16 protein-coding genes and 1 tRNA gene are annotated in these 16413 nt (G+C 64.9%); 5 read left to right on the top strand and 12 right to left on the bottom strand.

Annotated features, from left to right (window positions below; translation table 11 throughout):
* Positions 1–90 precede the first annotated feature (90 nt).
* Positions 91–1614, top strand: a complete 1524-nt coding sequence (locus tag IEW58_RS00655; RefSeq protein WP_188643368.1) for a peptide chain release factor 3 — start codon at positions 91–93, stop codon at positions 1612–1614.
* Here IEW58_RS00655 and IEW58_RS00660 read toward each other — a convergent pair.
* The 5 genes from IEW58_RS00660 to IEW58_RS00680 all read right to left on the bottom strand — a co-directional run bounded on the left by IEW58_RS00660 (position 1611) and on the right by IEW58_RS00680 (position 6846).
* Complete coding sequence (locus IEW58_RS00660; protein ID WP_229658355.1) at positions 1611–2999, bottom strand: sensor histidine kinase; 1389 nt, start codon at positions 2997–2999, stop codon at positions 1611–1613. The two genes, IEW58_RS00655 and IEW58_RS00660, sit on opposite strands and share 4 nt — an antisense overlap.
* Positions 2996–3733 carry a response regulator gene (locus IEW58_RS00665; protein WP_188643369.1) on the bottom strand — a complete coding sequence of 246 codons (738 nt, stop codon included), beginning with the start codon at positions 3731–3733 and terminating at the stop codon, positions 2996–2998. Before IEW58_RS00665 ends, IEW58_RS00660 begins: the two co-directional genes overlap by 4 nt.
* A 69-nt stretch (positions 3734–3802) precedes the next feature.
* Positions 3803–4393: an EF-hand domain-containing protein gene (locus tag IEW58_RS00670; RefSeq protein ID WP_188643370.1), complete on the bottom strand. Its 591-nt coding sequence runs from the start codon at positions 4391–4393 to the stop codon at positions 3803–3805.
* Positions 4394–4597: 204 nt separating this feature from the next.
* Positions 4598–4978, bottom strand: a complete 381-nt coding sequence (locus tag IEW58_RS00675; RefSeq protein ID WP_188643371.1) for a VOC family protein — start codon at positions 4976–4978, stop codon at positions 4598–4600.
* Between the two features lie 62 nt (positions 4979–5040).
* The gene (locus tag IEW58_RS00680; RefSeq protein WP_188643372.1) at positions 5041–6846 is read right to left on the bottom strand and encodes an aminopeptidase P family protein; all 1806 of its coding nucleotides are present in this window, start codon (positions 6844–6846) and stop codon (positions 5041–5043) included.
* A 37-nt stretch (positions 6847–6883) separates the two neighbouring features.
* On the opposite strand from IEW58_RS00680, the gene IEW58_RS00685 reads away from it, so the two are divergent.
* The 3 genes from IEW58_RS00685 (at position 6884) to IEW58_RS00695 (ending at position 9555) form a co-directional block, all read left to right on the top strand.
* Positions 6884–8983 (top strand): S9 family peptidase, encoded by a 2100-nt coding sequence (locus IEW58_RS00685; RefSeq protein ID WP_188643373.1) that lies wholly within the window; start codon positions 6884–6886, stop codon positions 8981–8983.
* Entirely contained in the window at positions 8980–9384 is a 405-nt protein-coding gene (locus IEW58_RS00690; RefSeq protein ID WP_188643374.1) for an acyl-CoA thioesterase, read from the top strand. The genes IEW58_RS00685 and IEW58_RS00690 overlap by 4 nt, the downstream gene beginning before the upstream one ends.
* Positions 9385–9468: 84 nt before the next feature.
* A tRNA-Leu gene (locus IEW58_RS00695) sits at positions 9469–9555 on the top strand.
* A gap of 188 nt (positions 9556–9743) precedes the next feature.
* On the opposite strand, the gene IEW58_RS00700 is transcribed toward IEW58_RS00695, so the two are convergent.
* The 7 genes from IEW58_RS00700 to IEW58_RS00730 all read right to left on the bottom strand — a co-directional run bounded on the left by IEW58_RS00700 (position 9744) and on the right by IEW58_RS00730 (position 15294).
* Positions 9744–11426, bottom strand: a complete 1683-nt coding sequence (locus IEW58_RS00700; RefSeq protein ID WP_188643375.1) for a recombinase family protein — start codon at positions 11424–11426, stop codon at positions 9744–9746.
* On the bottom strand, positions 11419–11841 hold the full coding sequence (locus IEW58_RS00705; protein WP_188643376.1) for a DUF2924 domain-containing protein: 423 nt from the start codon (positions 11839–11841) through the stop codon (positions 11419–11421). Before IEW58_RS00705 ends, IEW58_RS00700 begins: the two co-directional genes overlap by 8 nt.
* Positions 11838–12173 carry a DUF3489 domain-containing protein gene (locus IEW58_RS00710; RefSeq protein WP_229658356.1) on the bottom strand — a complete coding sequence of 112 codons (336 nt, stop codon included), beginning with the start codon at positions 12171–12173 and terminating at the stop codon, positions 11838–11840. The genes IEW58_RS00705 and IEW58_RS00710 overlap by 4 nt, the downstream gene beginning before the upstream one ends.
* A 382-nt stretch (positions 12174–12555) precedes the next feature.
* Complete coding sequence (locus IEW58_RS00715) at positions 12556–13230, bottom strand: hypothetical protein (RefSeq protein ID WP_229658357.1); 675 nt, start codon at positions 13228–13230, stop codon at positions 12556–12558.
* 145 nt (positions 13231–13375) lie between these two features.
* Positions 13376–13918 (bottom strand): hypothetical protein, encoded by a 543-nt coding sequence (locus IEW58_RS00720; protein ID WP_188643379.1) that lies wholly within the window; start codon positions 13916–13918, stop codon positions 13376–13378.
* 365 nt (positions 13919–14283) lie between these two features.
* Positions 14284–14715, bottom strand: a complete 432-nt coding sequence (locus IEW58_RS00725) for a hypothetical protein (protein ID WP_188643380.1) — start codon at positions 14713–14715, stop codon at positions 14284–14286.
* Positions 14716–14853: 138 nt separating this feature from the next.
* Positions 14854–15294, bottom strand: a complete 441-nt coding sequence (locus IEW58_RS00730; protein WP_188643381.1) for a hypothetical protein — start codon at positions 15292–15294, stop codon at positions 14854–14856.
* 586 nt (positions 15295–15880) lie between these two features.
* Here IEW58_RS00730 and IEW58_RS00735 point away from each other — a divergent pair.
* Entirely contained in the window at positions 15881–16324 is a 444-nt protein-coding gene (locus IEW58_RS00735; protein WP_188643382.1) for a Ros/MucR family transcriptional regulator, read from the top strand.
* The last annotated feature ends 89 nt before the right edge of the window (positions 16325–16413 follow it).

A 16413-nucleotide genomic window follows, 5' to 3' on the forward strand; every position in this document is an offset into this window, starting at 1 on the left:
TTGTCATTCCCGCGCAGGCGGGAATCCAGGCGGCCTGACGCCTGCCTCGCTGGATCCCCGCCTTCGCGGGGATGACGACAAGAGAGACCCATGACCTCCAACCGCCGCACCTTCGCGATCATTTCGCACCCTGACGCGGGCAAGACCACGCTCACCGAAAAGCTGCTGCTGCAGGGCGGCGCGATCCACCTTGCCGGCGAGGTCAAGGCGCGGGGCCAGGCGCGGCGCGCGCGATCGGACTGGATGAAGATCGAGCAGCAGCGCGGCATTTCCGTGACCAGCAGCGTGATGACCTTCCAGAAGGACGGCACGGTCTTCAACCTGCTCGACACGCCGGGGCACGAGGACTTCTCCGAAGACACCTACCGCACGCTCACCGCGGTCGACAGCGCGATCATGGTGATCGACGCGGCCAAGGGCATCGAGCCGCAGACGCGCAAGCTGTTCGAGGTGTGCCGCCTGCGCAGCGTGCCGATCATCACCTTCGTCAACAAGGTCGACCGTGAGGGGCGGCCGCTGACCGAGATCCTCGACGAGGTGGCCGACGCGCTGGCGCTCGACGTCAGCCCGCAGAGCGCGCCGCTCGGGATGGGCGGGCTGTTCACCGGGGTGCTCGATTTCTCGAACGACACGGTGGCCAAGCCCGAAGGCGACAGCCGCGAATACCTTGGGCGCCGCGAGCCGCTGGGCGAACTGCCGGACGACCTTGCCGAGGAAATCGAGCTGGTGCGCGAAGGCTATCCCGAGTTCGATCTCGAGGCCTATCGCCACGGCGACCTGACCCCGGTGTTCTTCGGCAGCGCGCTCAAGAACTTCGGGGTCGAGGAACTGATCGCCGCATTGACGCGCTGGGCGCCTCCGCCGCGTCCGCAGCCCGCCGGCGAACGGCAGATCGAGCCTTCGTTCGATGAAGTCACCGGCTTCGTCTTCAAGGTCCAGGCCAACATGGACCCGCAGCACCGCGACCGGATCGCGTTCATGCGGATGGTGTCGGGCACCTTCAAGCGCGGCATGAAGCTCACGCCCAGCGGGCTCGGCAAGCCGATCGCGGTGCATTCCCCGATCCTGTTCTTCGCGCAGGACCGCGAGATCGCCGACACCGCCGAAGCCGGCGACATCATCGGCATCCCCAACCACGGCACGCTGCGCGTGGGCGATACCCTGTCGGAACGCAACGACGTCCGCTTCACCGGCCTGCCCAACTTCGCGCCCGAGATCCTGCGCCGCGTGGTGCTGAAGGACCCGACCAAGACGAAGCAGCTCAGGAAGGCGCTCGACGACTTGTCCGAGGAGGGCGTGATCCAGGTGTTCTATCCGGAGATCGGCGGACAGTGGATCGTCGGCGTGGTCGGGCAATTGCAGCTCGACGTGCTCGTCAGCCGCCTGGAGGCCGAATACAAGGTCGAGGCGGCGCTCGAGATGGCGCCGTTCGCCACCGCGCGTTGGGTCAAGGGCAGCGACGCGGCGATGAAGACTTTCGCCGATTTCAACCGCGCCAATCTCGCCAAGGACCGCGACGGAGATCCGGTGTTCATGGCCAAGAGCCCGTGGGACGTGAACTACCAGGTGGAGAAGAACCCGGACCTCGCCTTCTCGGCGACCAAGGAGCGCTAGGCCAGCGGCAGGCGCAGCTCGGCGCTGAGGCCGCCTTCGGGCCGGTTCGCCAGTACCAGGCTGCCCCCGTGCTGCTCGGCGATGGCGCGGGCAAGGGTGAGGCCGAGGCCCGCACCGCCGGTGCCGCGGTTGCGGCTCGCCTCGCCGCGGGTGAACGGTTCGGTCATCGCTGAAAGGCTGCCAGCGGGGATGCCCGGGCCGTTGTCGGTGACGCGCAGCACCGCTTCGTTCCCTTCCTGGAGAGCCGCGACACTCACCGCGCCGCCGCCATAGCGCACCGCATTGGCGATGAGGTTGCGCAAGGCCCGCTTGGCCCAGGTGACGTGAACCGGCGCGACCAGGCGAGGGCCATCCTCCAGCGCTACGTCCTCGCCCATGTCCTCGAACTCCTCGACCACCGAGGCGGCGAGCGCGGAAAGATCGGTCCGCTCGGGCGGCGCACTGGCGCGGCCGATGCGGGCGAGGGTGAGGATATCGTCAAGCGTCGCCGTGATGTCCTCGATCCCGGCGGCCATCCGGCGGCGCTCGTCGTCGTCCTCGACCGATTCGATGCGCACCCGAAGCGCGGCGAGCGGGGTCTTCAGGTCGTGCCCGATCGCGCCGAGCATGACGTCCTTCTCGTCGAGCATCGCGGCGATCCGCGCCTCCATCGCGTTGTGCGCGGCGATCAGGCGGCGGATGTCGTCGGGGCCCTGCGGCTCGAGCTGTCCGTCGGCGTTGTAGGTGCGGGCGAACTGCTCGACCCGCCGGGTCATCGCGGCCAGCGGACGGGTGATCCGCCGCAGCAGGAGCCAGATCGCCAGCAGCAGCACGCCGAACATGACCGCGGTCTGGATGACGAGGCCCTGGAAGGCGTGCGGATCGCGCGGTGGGGCGAGGGTGCGGGCGGTGAGCCAGGTTCCGTCCTGGCGCGGCACGCTTGCCAGCATCATCCGGGTGTCCGGTCCGGTGAAATCGTGGCTCATCGGCAAGCCGCGCGAGAGGCGCCGCTGCACATGCGGGTCGCGCAGGGCCGGGTGACTGACGACGCGGACCCGCCCGGCGCCCCAGACGCCCTGCTCGGCAAGGACGGCGCCCAGCGCGGCGGCAACCCGCGGTTCGGCCCGGTCGGCTGGCGAGGAGGGCGGGGCATCGCCCGCTTCGACCCGGAATCGCCGCATCGAGCGTGATGCGGGGGAGGGCGTGCCGCGCGCCCGCAGTTCGCTCCGGGCGAGGTTGGCGGCGGCGGTCACCTGCACGGCCAGCGTTCCGACGAGGTGCTGCTCGCGGCGTTCCTCGCTGGCGCGGAAGAGGAGCGCGGCGGAGATCGCCTGCGCCACCAGGAGCGCGACCGCCACCGCGAGCATGACCTGGCCCAGCAGGCTGCGGGGCCACAGGCGGCTCACGGTTGCGCACTCCGCCGCACGTCGGCCGCGAAGCGGTAGCCGCCGCCGCGCACTGTCTGGATGAAATGGGGGTTGCGGCTGTCTTCCTCGATCTTGCGGCGCAGGCGGCTGATCTGGTTGTCCACCGCGCGGTCGAACAGGTGCGCCTCGCGGCCTTGCACGAGGTCGAGCAGGCGGTCGCGGTCGATCACCTGGCGCGGGCGGTCGAGGAAGGCGGTCAGCAGGCGGTACTCGGCTGTCGAGATCGGCACGGTCGCGCCATCGGGCGCGGTCAGGCGGCGCTTGAGCGGATCGAGCGACCAGCCTTCGAACAGGTAGAGCGCGTCATCCTCGACCGGCGCGGGAGGCCGCTGCGAGCGGCGGAGGACCGAGCGGATGCGGGCGACCAGTTCGCGCGGCTCGAAAGGCTTCACGACATAGTCGTCAGCGCCGATCTCCAACCCGACGATGCGGTCGGTCGGCTCCCCTTTCGCCGTGAGGAGGATGGTGGGGACGCTCTTGCTCTCGACGAGGTGACGGCACAGCGAAAGGCCGTCTTCGCCCGGCATCATCACGTCGAGCAGGACGAGATCGGGCACCTGTTCCAGCATCGCACTACGCGCCGCGGCGGCGCTGGCGGCCTCGCGCACGACGAACCCCTGGCGCGTGAGATAGGCGGCCAGGGGTTCGCGCAAGGTCGCCTCGTCATCGACGACGAGCAGGTTGACCGGGGGAGTCTCGGAAGTGTCGGCCATGTCCGGTCAAGCGCGTGCCCGGTGCGAAGCGTGCCGGTCAAGCGCGCTCCGCCGGACAGTTTCGCAACCTCAGTTGGAGGTCGGCGCCGGGCGCTTGCTCTGCCACTGGGCCTTCATCGCCGCGTGGGCGGCCTGGCGCTCGGCAGCGGTGACGGTGCCGCTGTGGTCCGTGTCCACGCTGTCGAAATGCTTCAGCACCGCGGCGGTGAATTCGGCCTGGGTGATCGCCCCATCGTTATTGGCGTCCGCCATCCTGGTCATCATGCCCATGTGGCCGCGCATGCCGCGCTTGCCGCCCATGCGATGCGCGCCATCGCCGGCGGGCTGGCCATGGTTCATGCCTTCATGGTTCATGCCTTGATGGTTCATCCCGCCGCGCCGCCCGCGATGGGCTGCATTGAACTCGTCGCGGCTGAGGCTGCCGTTCTTGTCGGTATCGAGCCGGTCGAACATCTTTGCCCGGCGTGCCTCGCGGTCGCCGGCGTCGATCTTGCCGTCCGAGTTGAGGTCCATCTTGGCAAAATGCTCGGTCGCCATCGCCTGCGCCTGCGCGCGGGTCATGTCGCCCTGGGGCATGGCACCGGTCATGCCGGGCGCGGCGAGCGCCACCCCGGCGGTGGCCAGCGTGGCGGCAGCAATCGAAAGGGTCAGTTTACGCATGACTTGAAGATCCTCGGTCGGGAACAGGGTCGAGCCGCGGAGACGCCGGCAGGGAGAAGGGGGGGGACCAGCCGGGCTCCGCAGCTCATGTCATCCATATAGGCCTGCCATGTCGCAAGTTTATGCCCGATAAGCGGGAAAATGTCGCGGCTTGTATCGCTTGCGGCCGCGCATTCACCCGGCCGCAAGCCTCATTGTCCGGCCCTATTGCCCGGGAAGATCGATGACGAAGGCGTTGAGCTTGTTGCCATCCGGATCGCGGAAGTATCCAGCGTAGAAACCGCCGCCGCGATCCCCCGGCGCGCCTTCGTCGGTCCCGCCGTTGGCCAGCGCGATGTCGTAGAGACGGCGGACCTGCGCCTGGTCTTTCGCCTCGAGCGCGACCATCACGCCGTTGCCGACCGTCGCCGGATTGCCATCGAACGGAGCGGTGAGGCCGATCCCCGCGCCGCCGCCGGGGATGCCCCAGGCGATGAACTGCTCGTTCTCCATCATCCGGCCCGCGCCGAGCTCCCCGCAAATCGCATCGTAGAACTTCGCGCCCTTGTCGCGGTCGTTGGTGCCGAGGGTGACGTATCCGATCATGGCGAAATGCTCCTGCTGCCGACTCGACGAACGCGCCGAGTGGCAAGAACATTACGCGAACATCAGAGCGGCCGGCAAGCTTCCTCGAGCCACGCCAGCACCTCGCCCTCGAGCTGCGGGGCGAGAACTTCGCGCACCTTGGCGTGGTAGTCGTTCCACCACGCGCGCTCCTCCGGCGTCAGCAACGATACCTCGACGAGCGCCTTGTCGAGCGGCGCGAAGGTCAGCGTCTCGAAGCCGAGATAGTCGCCCTCCGCCCCATCGATCTCGCGCTTTTCGACCAGCACGAGGTTCTCGATGCGGATGCCGTAGGCACCTTCCTTGTAGTAGCCGGGCTCGTTCGACAGGATCATGCCGGGGAGCAGCTCCTGGTCGCTGCCGGCTTGGGCGCCGGTGATCTTGGCGATCCGCTGCGGCCCTTCGTGGACTGACAGGAAGCTGCCGACGCCGTGCCCGGTGCCGTGCGCGTAATCGACGCCCGCTTGCCACAGGAACTGGCGGGCGAGGGCATCGAGCTGGCCGCCGACGGTGCCTTGTGGGAAGACCGCGCGCGCGAGCGCGATGTGCCCTTTGAGCACGCGGGTGTTGCGGTCCTTCTGCTCGGCTGAGGGCTCCCCGGGTCCGATCCAGACCGTGCGGGTGATATCGGTCGTGCCGTCGAGGTACTGGCCGCCCGAATCGCACAGGTAGATGCTCGAGGGCGCGATCGCGATGTTGGAATCCTCGTCCACCCGATAGTGCGGCAGCGCGGCATGCGGGCCGGCGGCGCTGATGGTGTCGAACGACAGGTCCTTGAGGATGTCGCTCGCGTCGCGGAATTCGCGCAGCTTGGCAGCGGCGCTGAGCTCGTCGAGTCCCCCCTTCGGCCCTTCGACGCTCAGCCAGTGGAGATAGCGCGCGATGGCCGCGCCGTCGCGCGCCTGGGCGTCGCGCTGGCCCTGCTGCTCGACCGGGTTCTTGACCGCACGCGGCAGTATGGTCGGGTCGCGCACCGCGACGGGCTTCGCGCCCGCGCCTTCGAGCGCGTGGAAGATCGCCGCCACGCCGTAATTGGGATCGACCGCGACCGCCTTGTCCTTCAGCTCGCCCAGTGCGGCTTCGAACGCGGCGCGCGGGCGGATGCGTACCGCGTTGCCGAGGTGCTGGGTCAGCTCGGGCGTGACCTTGTCCTCGCCGATGAAAAGCTCCGCCGTGCCGTCGGCGTGGGCAATGACATAGGACAGCGCGACCGGGGTGCGCTCCACATCCTGCCCGCGGATGTTGAGCAGCCAGGCGACCGAATCGAGCGCGCTGACCACCGCCGCGTCGTAGCCTTCGGCCTTGAGCCAGTCGGCCACTTCGGCGCGCTTGTCGGCGCTCGAGCGGCCCGAGCGGCTGTCGTCGTGCACCAGCGCGGGCGCGTTGGAAGGCTCGGGCCGGTCGGCCCACACCGCGTCGATCGGGTTGCCCTCCACCGGCACGAGGGCGGCGTGCTTCTTCTCGAGCGCCTTGGCGACCTGTTCGGCCCAGCCCTTGGAGTGAAGCCACGCGTCGTAGCCGATCTTCGCGCCTTCGGGCGCGTTCTCGCCCAGCCACTTCGCGGGGCTGGTCGCGGGCACGCTCTGGTAATCGAACAGCTTGCCGTCGACCTGGTCGCGCACCTGCACGGTGTAGCGCCCGTCGGTAAAGATCGCCGCCTTGTCTGCGAGGACGACCGCCGTGCCCGCCGAGCCGCCAAAGCCGGTCAGCCACGCGAGCCGCTGCGCGTAGCCACCGATGTATTCGCTCATGTGCTCGTCCGAGATCGGCACGACGAACCCGTCGAGCCCGCGCTTCTTGAGCTCCTCGCGCAATGCGGAGAGTCGAGCTTCGTGAGTCTGCATGAGCATTGTTGCGGTCCTTTCGCGTCCCACATAGGGCCGCACCATGAACGATGCCACCGTCAAGCCGCCCCTGAACCCTCCAGTTGCCCTCAAGAAGCCGTCGAGCGCGACGCATCACGGAATCACCGTCAGCGACGATTACGCGTGGCTGCGCGACCAGGGCTATCCCACCGTCGACGATCCGGAGATCATCGCCCACCTCGAAGCCGAAAACGCCTGGTTCGAAGCCGCCATGGCGGGGCAGAAGGACCGCATCGAAGCGCTGTTCAAGGAGATGCGCGCGCGGATCAAGGAAGCCGACAAGTCGGTCCCGCAGAAGGACGGCAACTGGCTCTACTGGATCGAGTACGAGGAAGGCGCCGAGTACAAGAAGTGGTGGCGCCGACCCGTCGCTGGCGGACCGGACGAGCTGATCCTCGACGAGGTCGCGCTGGCCGAGGGGCACGAGTACTTCCGGCTCGGCGCGATCTCGGTTTCCCAAGACGGGTCGAAGCTCGCCTACTCGGTGGACGACAACGGTTCGGAACGCTTCACCGCCCGGATCAAGGACCTCGCCACCGGCGAGCTGCTTGGCGACGAAATCCCCGGCACGCTGTCGTCGCTGGTGTGGGTCGCGGGCGACAAGGGCCTCGTCTATTCTCTCGCGAACGAGCAGTGGCGGACCGACAACGCTCGGCTCCACTGGCTGGGCCGGCCGCTGTCCGAGGACGTCGAGCTTTACCATGAAGACGACGAGGGCTTCCGCGTCGGCGCGGGTCTGTCGGCGAACGACAACTGGCTGGTGATCTCCACAAGTGACCACGAAACGAGCGAAGTGCGGCTGGTGCCCGTTGCCGATCCGCTCGAGGAACCGGTGCTGGTCAAGGCGCGACAGAAGGGCATCGAGTACGAAGTCGACGTCTATGACGACGGTGCGCGGGAGCCGACGCTCTTCGTACTCGCGAACGACACGCACGAGAACTTTCGCCTCGCCACCGCGCCGCTGGCCGCTCCCGGCGATTGGACGACGCTGATCGAAGGCTCGGACGCGTTCTACCTCACGGGGTTCGACTTGTTTCGCGACTTCTACGTGGTCGAGGGGCGGCAGGCCGGGCTCGATACGATCGAGGTGCGGTATTACGACGATCCGGCACGGGTCGAGCCGATCGCGTTCCCCGAGGCGAGCTACAGCGCAGGCCTCGGCGACAATCCCGAGTGGGCGATGGACAAGCTTCGGGTCGGCTACGAATCGATGGTCAGCCCGGCCTCGACCTTCGACTATCACGTGGGCGAGCGGCGGCTCGAGCTGCTCAAGGTGCAGGAGATCCCCTCGGGCTACGACGCATCGCTTTACGCGACCGAACGGCTGCACATCGCCGCGCGCGACGGGACCGACATCCCGGTTTCGATCATGTACCGCAAGGACCGTGCGAAAGCCGGCCCGCTGCACCTCTATGGCTACGGAGCCTACGGCATCGCGATCCCGCCGGGGTTCTCGACCACGCGGCTCAGCCTCGTCGATCGCGGCTTCGCCTACGCCATCGCGCATATTCGTGGCGGGGACGACCTGGGGCGCGCGTGGTACAAGGCGGGCAAGCTGGAGGCGCGGACCAACGCCTTCAACGATTTCGTGGACGTGGCACGGGGGCTCGTCGAGCGCGGTTATACCGAGGAAGGCCGCATCTCGATCTCGGGCGGCTCGGCGGGTGGCGAGCTCATGGGAGCGGTGGTGAACTCCGATCCCGAGCTGTGGGGCGCGGTGGTGGCGCACGTCCCGTTCGTCGATGTGCTGGCGACGATGCTCGATGCCTCGCTGCCGTTGACGCCCGGCGAGTGGCCCGAATGGGGCAACCCGATCGAGGACCGCGCCGCTTTCGAGCTGATCGCGAGCTATTCCCCCTACGACAACGTCAAGCGCCAGGCCTATCCGCCGATGCTGGTCACGGCGGGGCTAAACGATCCGCGCGTTACCTATTGGGAGCCCGCCAAGTGGGTCGCCCGCCTGCGCGAGATGAAGACCGACGACAACGTGCTGCTGCTCAAGACCAACATGGGCGCGGGGCATGGCGGCAAGTCGGGCAGGTTCGAGAGCCTGCACGAGACAGCCGAGGAGTTCGCCTTCATCCTGTGGCAGATGGGAATCGCCGAAAGGCCGAAAGTGTGAACCGCTACTCCAGGACTTTCACCGCGCTCCCCGAACACATCGACGAGCTCGGCCACGTCAACAACACGGTGTGGCTGCAATGGGTGCAGGACATCGCCACCGCGCACTGGTCGGCGGTCGCCGCGCCTGAGCATGTGACGCGCTATGTGTGGGTCGTGACCCGGCACGAGATCGACTATCGCGGCAACATCGGCCCGGGCGAAACCGTCACCGGCGAGACCTGGATCCCGAATCCGCCGCGCGGGGCGCAGTTCGATCGCTGCGTCGAATTCCGCAACGCCGCCGGCAAGCGGCTGGTCTCGGTCCGCAGCACCTGGGCGATGCTCGACCGGACAAGCGGGCGCCTTGTGCGGGTCGGTGCCGATGTGGCCGCTCCGTTCCTGCCGCAAACTGACGCCTGAATCGCGCTTGCGGCGCGCCCAAGGCGTTGCTAGAGGCCGCCGCCTACCGGGGCCGCCTTTGGGCGGCCCGTTTTCATCCGATGTGCGGTCGTGGCGGAATTGGTAGACGCGCAACGTTGAGGTCGTTGTGGGCGAAAGCCCGTGGAAGTTCGAGTCTTCTCGACCGCACCAAGCAGTCCTGAGTGATCCGCAAGGATTTGGAAGGCCGCGGTACTGTCGCCAGGAATGGCGCAGTTCCGCGGCCTTTCTGCTCATCCGTCAGCGCAAGCGCAGTCAGAGACTGAATCAAGAGCGGCAATGTCAGGCCGCATCTGGCCTGCCGTCTCAGGCCGGAAAATTCTGACTGCAGATGGAAAAGGTCAGGAGAACCCAAGCTCGTGGCGCTGATCAGCCCAAGCCAGCGGCAAAGGCGTGTTCATCAGTCGCGCGGAAGTAAGATGGCCGGGCTGACTACCCTCGACGATCGCGATGACGATTTCGGGTGCGAGGCAGGAGAGCGCGATCAGCTTGCCGAGCCGTGTCCGGCAGCGGCCCTGTTCGCGCGCTATCGCCGCGATCGGCTTCTCACTGTTGGCTAGCACTAGTTCCCTTGCCTGATGCGCTTCGGCAATGAGCGCAACGAGCTTATCATCACGACGTCGCGGCTTCGTGGCTGTATCAGCGGGGCCGGGGACTATGAGGCGTAGCTGATGACCCCTGCGCACCCGGACAGCCTGTATTGTAATGAGAGCGGGCTGGGGATCGTTCGGTCTGGTCTGCAACCCAAGGCGCTCGCAGATCGTGTCCGAATTGAGCTCGATCTCGACCTTGTCCTCGCGCAGCCTAACCTCCCGGACGAGCACAGCCAGTAATTCGGCTTTCGCGTGACCGTGACCGCTCCGCAAGGTTGCTGCGAGGAGATCTGCTTCGTTGGATGCTGCCTGGAGCTGTTCGGCGACTGGACTGGACGCCCCGGCGAGTTCGATGATGAACTGGCCGTCGGTCAGCTTCGATGCGATGCCCGAGCCCACAAGCTGCTCGAGGTCATGGGCCGACACACGCCAAGCGCGAGTGCCGTCGAGCTGGTCGGGGCGGGTAACGTAGTATCGGTAACGCCGTCGGGATTTAGTGGCATGGCTGGGTGTCATGGCCCGCCCCTCGCCATCGATCAGCTTACCAGCGAGAAGGCTGGGATGCCGGTGCCGCAGCCGGCGCGCGGAGCCGGACGCATTGACAGCGAGCAGTGCCTGGACCTCATCCCAGAGCTGCTCGTCGACGATCTGCTCGTGTTCGCCGGGATGGGCTGTGCCCTTATGCACGATGAACCCGCGGTAGATACGGTTCGTGAGCAGGTGATAAAGCGTCCCTCGGCGATAGATGCAGTCCCCGCGGTGCGGCCCGCTGCTCCGGTGCTGGACCTTGGTCCGATAGCCCTCGCGGTTCAGCTCCTCGGCCAAGGCTGGGACCGAGTTCAACGCGAGGTACCGGCGCATGATATGCCGGACCTGCCCGGCCTCAACTTCCTTCACGACCAGCTTGCGATCCCTGACCTCGTATCCGAGCGGGACCGGTCCACCCATCCACAGGCCCTTCTTCTTCGAGGCCGCGATCTTGTCGCGGATGCGCTCGCCGGTGACCTCGCGCTCGAACTGGGCGAACGAGAGCAGCATGTTGAGCGTGAGGCGTCCCATGCTGGTCGTGGTGTTGAAGCTCTGGGTGATGCTGACGAAGCTCGCTTCAGCCCGGTCGAGCACCTCGACGATCTTCGAGAAGTCGGTGAGGCTGCGGGTCAGCCGGTCGATCTTGTAGAGAAGAATGATATCGACCTTTCCCGCATCGATGTCTGCAAGCAAGCGCTTGAGGCCAGGCCGCTCCATGTGGCCGCCCGAAAACCCGCCGTCGTCGTAGCGATCGTCCACCAGCACCCAGCCCTCGTGGCGCTGACTCAGAGCGTAGGCAGCGCACGCCTCGTACTGCGCATCAAGGCTGTTGAATTCCTGCTCGAGTCCGTCCTCGGTCGATTTGCGGGTGTAGACCGCGCAGCGCAGGACCTTCTCAGCCATTGCCGGTCAGTCCGAAGAAGCGCGGGCCCGACCAGTGGGCACCGGTGACGTGGCGAGCGATCTCGCTCAAGGAGCGCCACGTGCGGTCGGCGAAGGCAAAGCCCTGCTCCAGCACTTCTACAGTTACGGTCTGCCCGTTCCACTCGCGCACGAGCCGGGTGCCCGGTGTGAGCTGGACCTTCGGGGGAGGAGGCGGGGCTGCTCCGCCTTGCGAGGTAACCCGCACAAGCTCGCGCGCGACAAGCGCTGGCAGCGCAGCGTGGCGGCGCTCCTGCAGGCGCTGTGCGAGCAGGCGGCGCAACAGGGCCGTGGGAACCGAGGGAGGGGATGCCCCCTCCATACCGATCCACTTCTCTTTTAGCTGCGCTGGCGAGAGGTCCGCCAGAGCCGCGAGTTCGGCTTCGAGTCGGCTCACTGCGACACCGATCCGACTATCGCGTAGCGGCTGAGGCCGTCGAGCTTTGTCCGCTCTATCGCGTGGCCTTTCTTCCTGAGGGCCGTCAGTGCCGCGCGGGCGGAGTGGGGCAGCCACCCGGTTGCCTCGACCAGTTCGTCGAGTGTCGCGCCTCCCTCGCGCTTCAGTAGCGCGAGGGCGAAGTCAGTCTTGTTGGGCTTCTTCGTTTCCGAGGGCTCTCGAATGGCGGGCGAAGCGCTATCCGAGCCTCCCGCGTCAAGCGTTCCATTGGCATTGCTGCTCGGTTGTCGCGCCATGCGGCGCTGGCGCTTCGTGGTGGCTGTGCTCTTCACGGGTGGTTCTCCTAGTCGGAGCAGCACCATCGCCGCCCCACCACCCAAGGCCCTGCCGGTCGCGCCGGTCAGGGCAGCGGCCGGTCCCGTCGGCCACAATTCGTCGGAGCAGCAATGCTCGGTTATCGGACGAAGTCGAGTTCATTCTCGATGTCCGCAATGCGCCCCATTGCGGCCGCTCAGAACTGCCTGAGGAGATCTTCTAAGCCGCCGATCGTTCAGGCTGTCGCTCGACCGATGTGCCCTGGCCCAGCGCGGCAACTTTAGATGGAAATCGGAAGCAAAGACGCCCTCTCATCATCTACGCGGCGAGGTGCTGTTCAGCGAACACGATCGCACCCTCGCGAAGTGACCGTAGTGACGATATGCTTTGACGCTCGCTCTAGGACTGCCGCTTCGACAGCTCTTGCTGCAGAAATCCCGCCCCCCGCACAGCGTTGTCGACGAGCACGTCGGCAATAAACATGATGGCTGAGCCGTGCGACCGAGCGAGGCTCGGGTCATTCGAGATGGCCGCGCGCAATATCTCGACCATTCCGTCGCCGTTCGAACCCCAGAAAGCTTGATCGGAGCGACGCGTCAGCGCGATCGTTCGGAGCCAGCCGAGCGCCGGTTCGGGGAAGAAGGCGATCCCGCCTGCTTGAAGTAGCTTCACCACCCCGAGGAACAACGTTTCATGCGTGCCGAAGCGCGCAATGGCGGTCGCGATGATGTCTTCGAATTGCGTGATGTTCGCCCATCCGCGTTCTGCGCCGCACAGGACCCCCCTGAATTCGATCGCGGCGCAAAACATCGTTGTAAAGGCACAAGCCTGAAATTCACGGTCAATGTGATTGTTGACCGCAGCCCGTTCTGCTTGAGGGTTCTCGAAAACCCATGAGGTCATCCGTCCCCAGATTGCGCGATGGTGCGGCTCGACAGTTGCTGGCTTCAACAGCGCATCTAGCATGAAGGTACGCATGGCATGCTGAAGCACATGGGATGGCGCTTCCTCTGGCAACGCCACAATCTGATCCAGAAGCGCGACCGCGCTTGCTTCGTCGTCGAGCGTTGCCATCAGTCGCCCGCACCACGCCGAGAAAGTGTATATCCACTCGAAGGGCTTGTTGTTGCGATGGTCGCGTGTCGACTTCGCAAAGGGCGGTAGGATCTGCTGCCCTGTGTAGGCAATCAAATCGCGTGCGAGACCCATGCATTCGACCTTAAATGCCGGATCGGTAAGAAGCGGGCGAAGGGGGAGATTCGTCGCCCGAACTCGAGTCTGCGTTGAAGTCGAAGTGCAAAATCACCAAGCTTCGAAGGAGCGACCAGATTTGATGTTCGCTCGGTTCCTGGCCCAGATGTTCTGAGAGTATCGCCTTAACATCTTCCACAAACGCGGTTCGGATCGCATGAGAGAAATCAGGCAGGCTGATACGGCGTATAAAGTCCGTGCCGGAATCACTGTCCCGAGCCCAATTAAGCACCGTTCGGTAATGGGCATCGGCCTTCGCGTTGAAGGTTGCAATCGCGATCCCGACGCGATGCAGCCCCGCATCGAACCCCTCGCCAGACACCGTATCCCATGCACGACGCACAGTCTCAGCCCATTCGGCACTTAGGCGTGTAAAGGTGACTTGTGATTTTAACTGCAAGCTGAGGCGGCTTTCACTCGAGCCTTGGCGTCCATCTATTATGAGATCATCCAGCGGCTCGCCGAGAGCGGCACGTTGTGTCCGAACTGTAACGGCGAACTGCCCCGCCAAGCCCCTCGCGGCAGTCTCAGTCAGTATGGAGGCAAGATAATAGGCGGCGACACGGTCTTCGAACCGGAATCCACCCCCACCCGTTCCATATGGTCCCACTACGCAGCTCTCCTATTCGTAGGAAGATAGGGCGGGCCCGGCCGCATTTCAGCGCCTTTTGTTCTCAGAGTGCGCATTCGGTCAGCGCATTCTATATGGAACTGCGCGCCCGAAAAGGTCGGGAATTCGACGGTCAGGTTGCAAAACAGACCGTCGGTTTACGGCCCACTTGCTCCCGGTCGCGGTCTCGCGGATCAAGGGGCAGGTCTTAGGGCCGATGTGACGAAGGGGGAACGACCGATCTGGGGTGGTAAGCAGACATTGCTTTAGTCCGCGAGCATCATCTGATCGGCGACCCAGCGGTCCGGGTCTGGAAGGAAGGTGTAAGATTGTCCGTCCCGACCTGAGATGGTAAAGGAACTTACCGAAAGGCTTTGCAGTCGCTCCCCTCGGAACCCGTCAAAAGAAGCGATAAGCGATATAGGCGACGAAACCTCCAGCTTGGTCGCGGCTTCACCAAACGAAGCGATAATCTGTCCCTGAAGGGTAGGGTCGTGGCGCTGGGTAGTGAGGACGAAAAAGTCGATCCCCCCCACGCAATCCAGCTCTGTATGCATCTGGATGACTGCCGCGTTCGTGATGAACAAGACTGCCGAGCAGTAGTGCTTGCCCTGCGCTTCCGTCAGAATGACAACCGCGCGGCTGATCGCGGATAACTCAATGCTGTTATATATGTCGTGGCTGGCTTCATGGGGCATCGGCAACTCCGTGGCGAGGCAATGCGATCAACCAAGTCTATCGCTATCTATACGACGCAATGTCCGCAATGGGGTCGGTTGTTGCCAGTCCGCTTAGGGGCCGGAAATTCTGAAAGCCGCCGGTCCGCAACCGACGCCTTAGCGGACATCGGCGGGATCAGATGGCCAACTGCCCGCTTGAACGATCTCCGCAAGTCCCGCGACGGTTAGAGGCTGTAGTTCTCGACCAAACCACCGCGAGAACAACCACCCGCCGCACACCAACAACGCTATCGCCAATGCCCACGCTGCAACCGTAGGCCAATCCAGCGCGGCAGCGAGCATGCCCGCCGCGCCACCGCACACGAGCACGGCGAAAATACCGATCAAAATTGCTCGTGGGCTTGCCCCCTCGGTGTTGAAGAACATGGGCCACTGGCGGTTCAGTTCGGAAAAATCCGTGCCGAACCGCTCGTGCAACGCTTCGAACATCTCGCTGGCGTCGTCGCCATCGACGCCCAAGTCGTGGAGTATCCGAGCATCGGGTGTCACCTTTCGCTCCGGCACTCCCTGACCCTCGATCAGCAGCTTGCGCACCATCTCTGATGGATCGACACTCACAGCAACATCTTACCTTGGCGGCGAATGTCTGCAATCCACCCCGATGTCAGACATTCGAGCCTATGGAGCAGCACGCCGATAGCGGTCGATCCCCGAGTCCCGACTGAGCGACCGGAATTGGGCCGCTAGGACTGGCAGCTTTCAGGTAGCATTCGCGAAAAGCTGTCATTTCAAAAGGCTGCTCACTGCGCTTAATTTTACTGCGGTCTCGCTACAGTCGAACCTGGTTCCAACCCGCCGCCTAGTGCCTGGTAGAGCGCAACCATCGCGTTCAGCTTGTCAGATTGCGCCTGTGTCAGCGCAAGTTCAGCACTTATCAAAGCGCGTTGGTCGTCGAGCTGCGCGAGATATGACGTTTAACCGTCTTCATAGCGGTTACGCGCGTGATTGAAAGCGCTGGCAAGTGCATCGCGTTGCCGCTGAATAGCACTTTCCTGCTCGTTTCGCCTTGGAACGGCCGCGAGGTTAACCTCCGAGATTCGCAAGATTCATTAGGAAGCCTGACTTGCGCCTCTGCCACGATGCATTATTGGCTGGCTCTTAGTTCGATCGCAAGGACAACAGAATGAACGACAACCGGAACGACACGAACGAGATGCTCATCACGCTGACCGCAGACATAGTTTCGGCACATGTTAGTAATAATGACGTTCGGGTGACCGATGTCCCCGGTCTCATCGCGACCGTACACCAGGCGCTCAGCAATCTTGGCACCCCCGTAGAGACCGCGGAAGTCTTGCCGGAGCCAGCTGTCTCGTTACGGGCCTCGGTGAAACGGGATCATTTGGTTTGCCTTGAAGACGGCAAGAAGATGAAAATGCTCAAGCGTCACCTGATGACCGAACACGGTATGACCCCGGCAGAATACCGCGCGCGGTGGGGACTGTCCGCTGACTACCCGATGGTTGCACCGGAATACGCTGAAACGCGCCGTGATCTGGCCGTGAAGATTGGCTTGGGCCGTAAGCCTGGTCAAAAGCGCGGTCGTCGTCCGAAGGCGGCGGGCTAATTAACCGAATATCGCGGCTGGTAGGAAGGGTAGACTTTCGACGCCTCCATGTAGCCCCGTTGGGACCTGGAGGCGTCGAGGTGCCTGTG

The organism is Tsuneonella deserti (assembly GCF_014644315.1).
GTDB classification, from domain to species: domain Bacteria; phylum Pseudomonadota; class Alphaproteobacteria; order Sphingomonadales; family Sphingomonadaceae; genus Tsuneonella; species Tsuneonella deserti.

Bases quoted from the DNA above. Each gene is read 5' to 3' on its own strand.
- IEW58_RS00655 (WP_188643368.1), top strand. From the start codon at position 91: ATGACCTCCAACCGCCGCACCTTCGCGATCATTTCGCACCCTGACGCG.
- IEW58_RS00665 (WP_188643369.1), bottom strand. From the start codon at position 3,733: ATGGCCGACACTTCCGAGACTCCCCCGGTCAACCTGCTCGTCGTCGAT.
- IEW58_RS00670 (WP_188643370.1), bottom strand. From the start codon at position 4,393: ATGCGTAAACTGACCCTTTCGATTGCTGCCGCCACGCTGGCCACCGCC.
- IEW58_RS00675 (WP_188643371.1), bottom strand. From the start codon at position 4,978: ATGATCGGATACGTCACCCTCGGCACCAACGACCGCGACAAGGGCGCG.
- IEW58_RS00680 (WP_188643372.1), bottom strand. From the start codon at position 6,846: ATGCTCATGCAGACTCACGAAGCTCGACTCTCCGCATTGCGCGAGGAG.
- IEW58_RS00685 (WP_188643373.1), top strand. From the start codon at position 6,884: ATGAACGATGCCACCGTCAAGCCGCCCCTGAACCCTCCAGTTGCCCTC.
- IEW58_RS00700 (WP_188643375.1), bottom strand. From the start codon at position 11,426: ATGGCTGAGAAGGTCCTGCGCTGCGCGGTCTACACCCGCAAATCGACC.
- IEW58_RS00715 (WP_229658357.1), bottom strand. From the start codon at position 13,230: ATGGCAACGCTCGACGACGAAGCAAGCGCGGTCGCGCTTCTGGATCAG.
- IEW58_RS00725 (WP_188643380.1), bottom strand. From the start codon at position 14,715: ATGCCCCATGAAGCCAGCCACGACATATATAACAGCATTGAGTTATCC.
- IEW58_RS00730 (WP_188643381.1), bottom strand. From the start codon at position 15,294: ATGGTGCGCAAGCTGCTGATCGAGGGTCAGGGAGTGCCGGAGCGAAAG.
- IEW58_RS00735 (WP_188643382.1), top strand. From the start codon at position 15,881: ATGAACGACAACCGGAACGACACGAACGAGATGCTCATCACGCTGACC.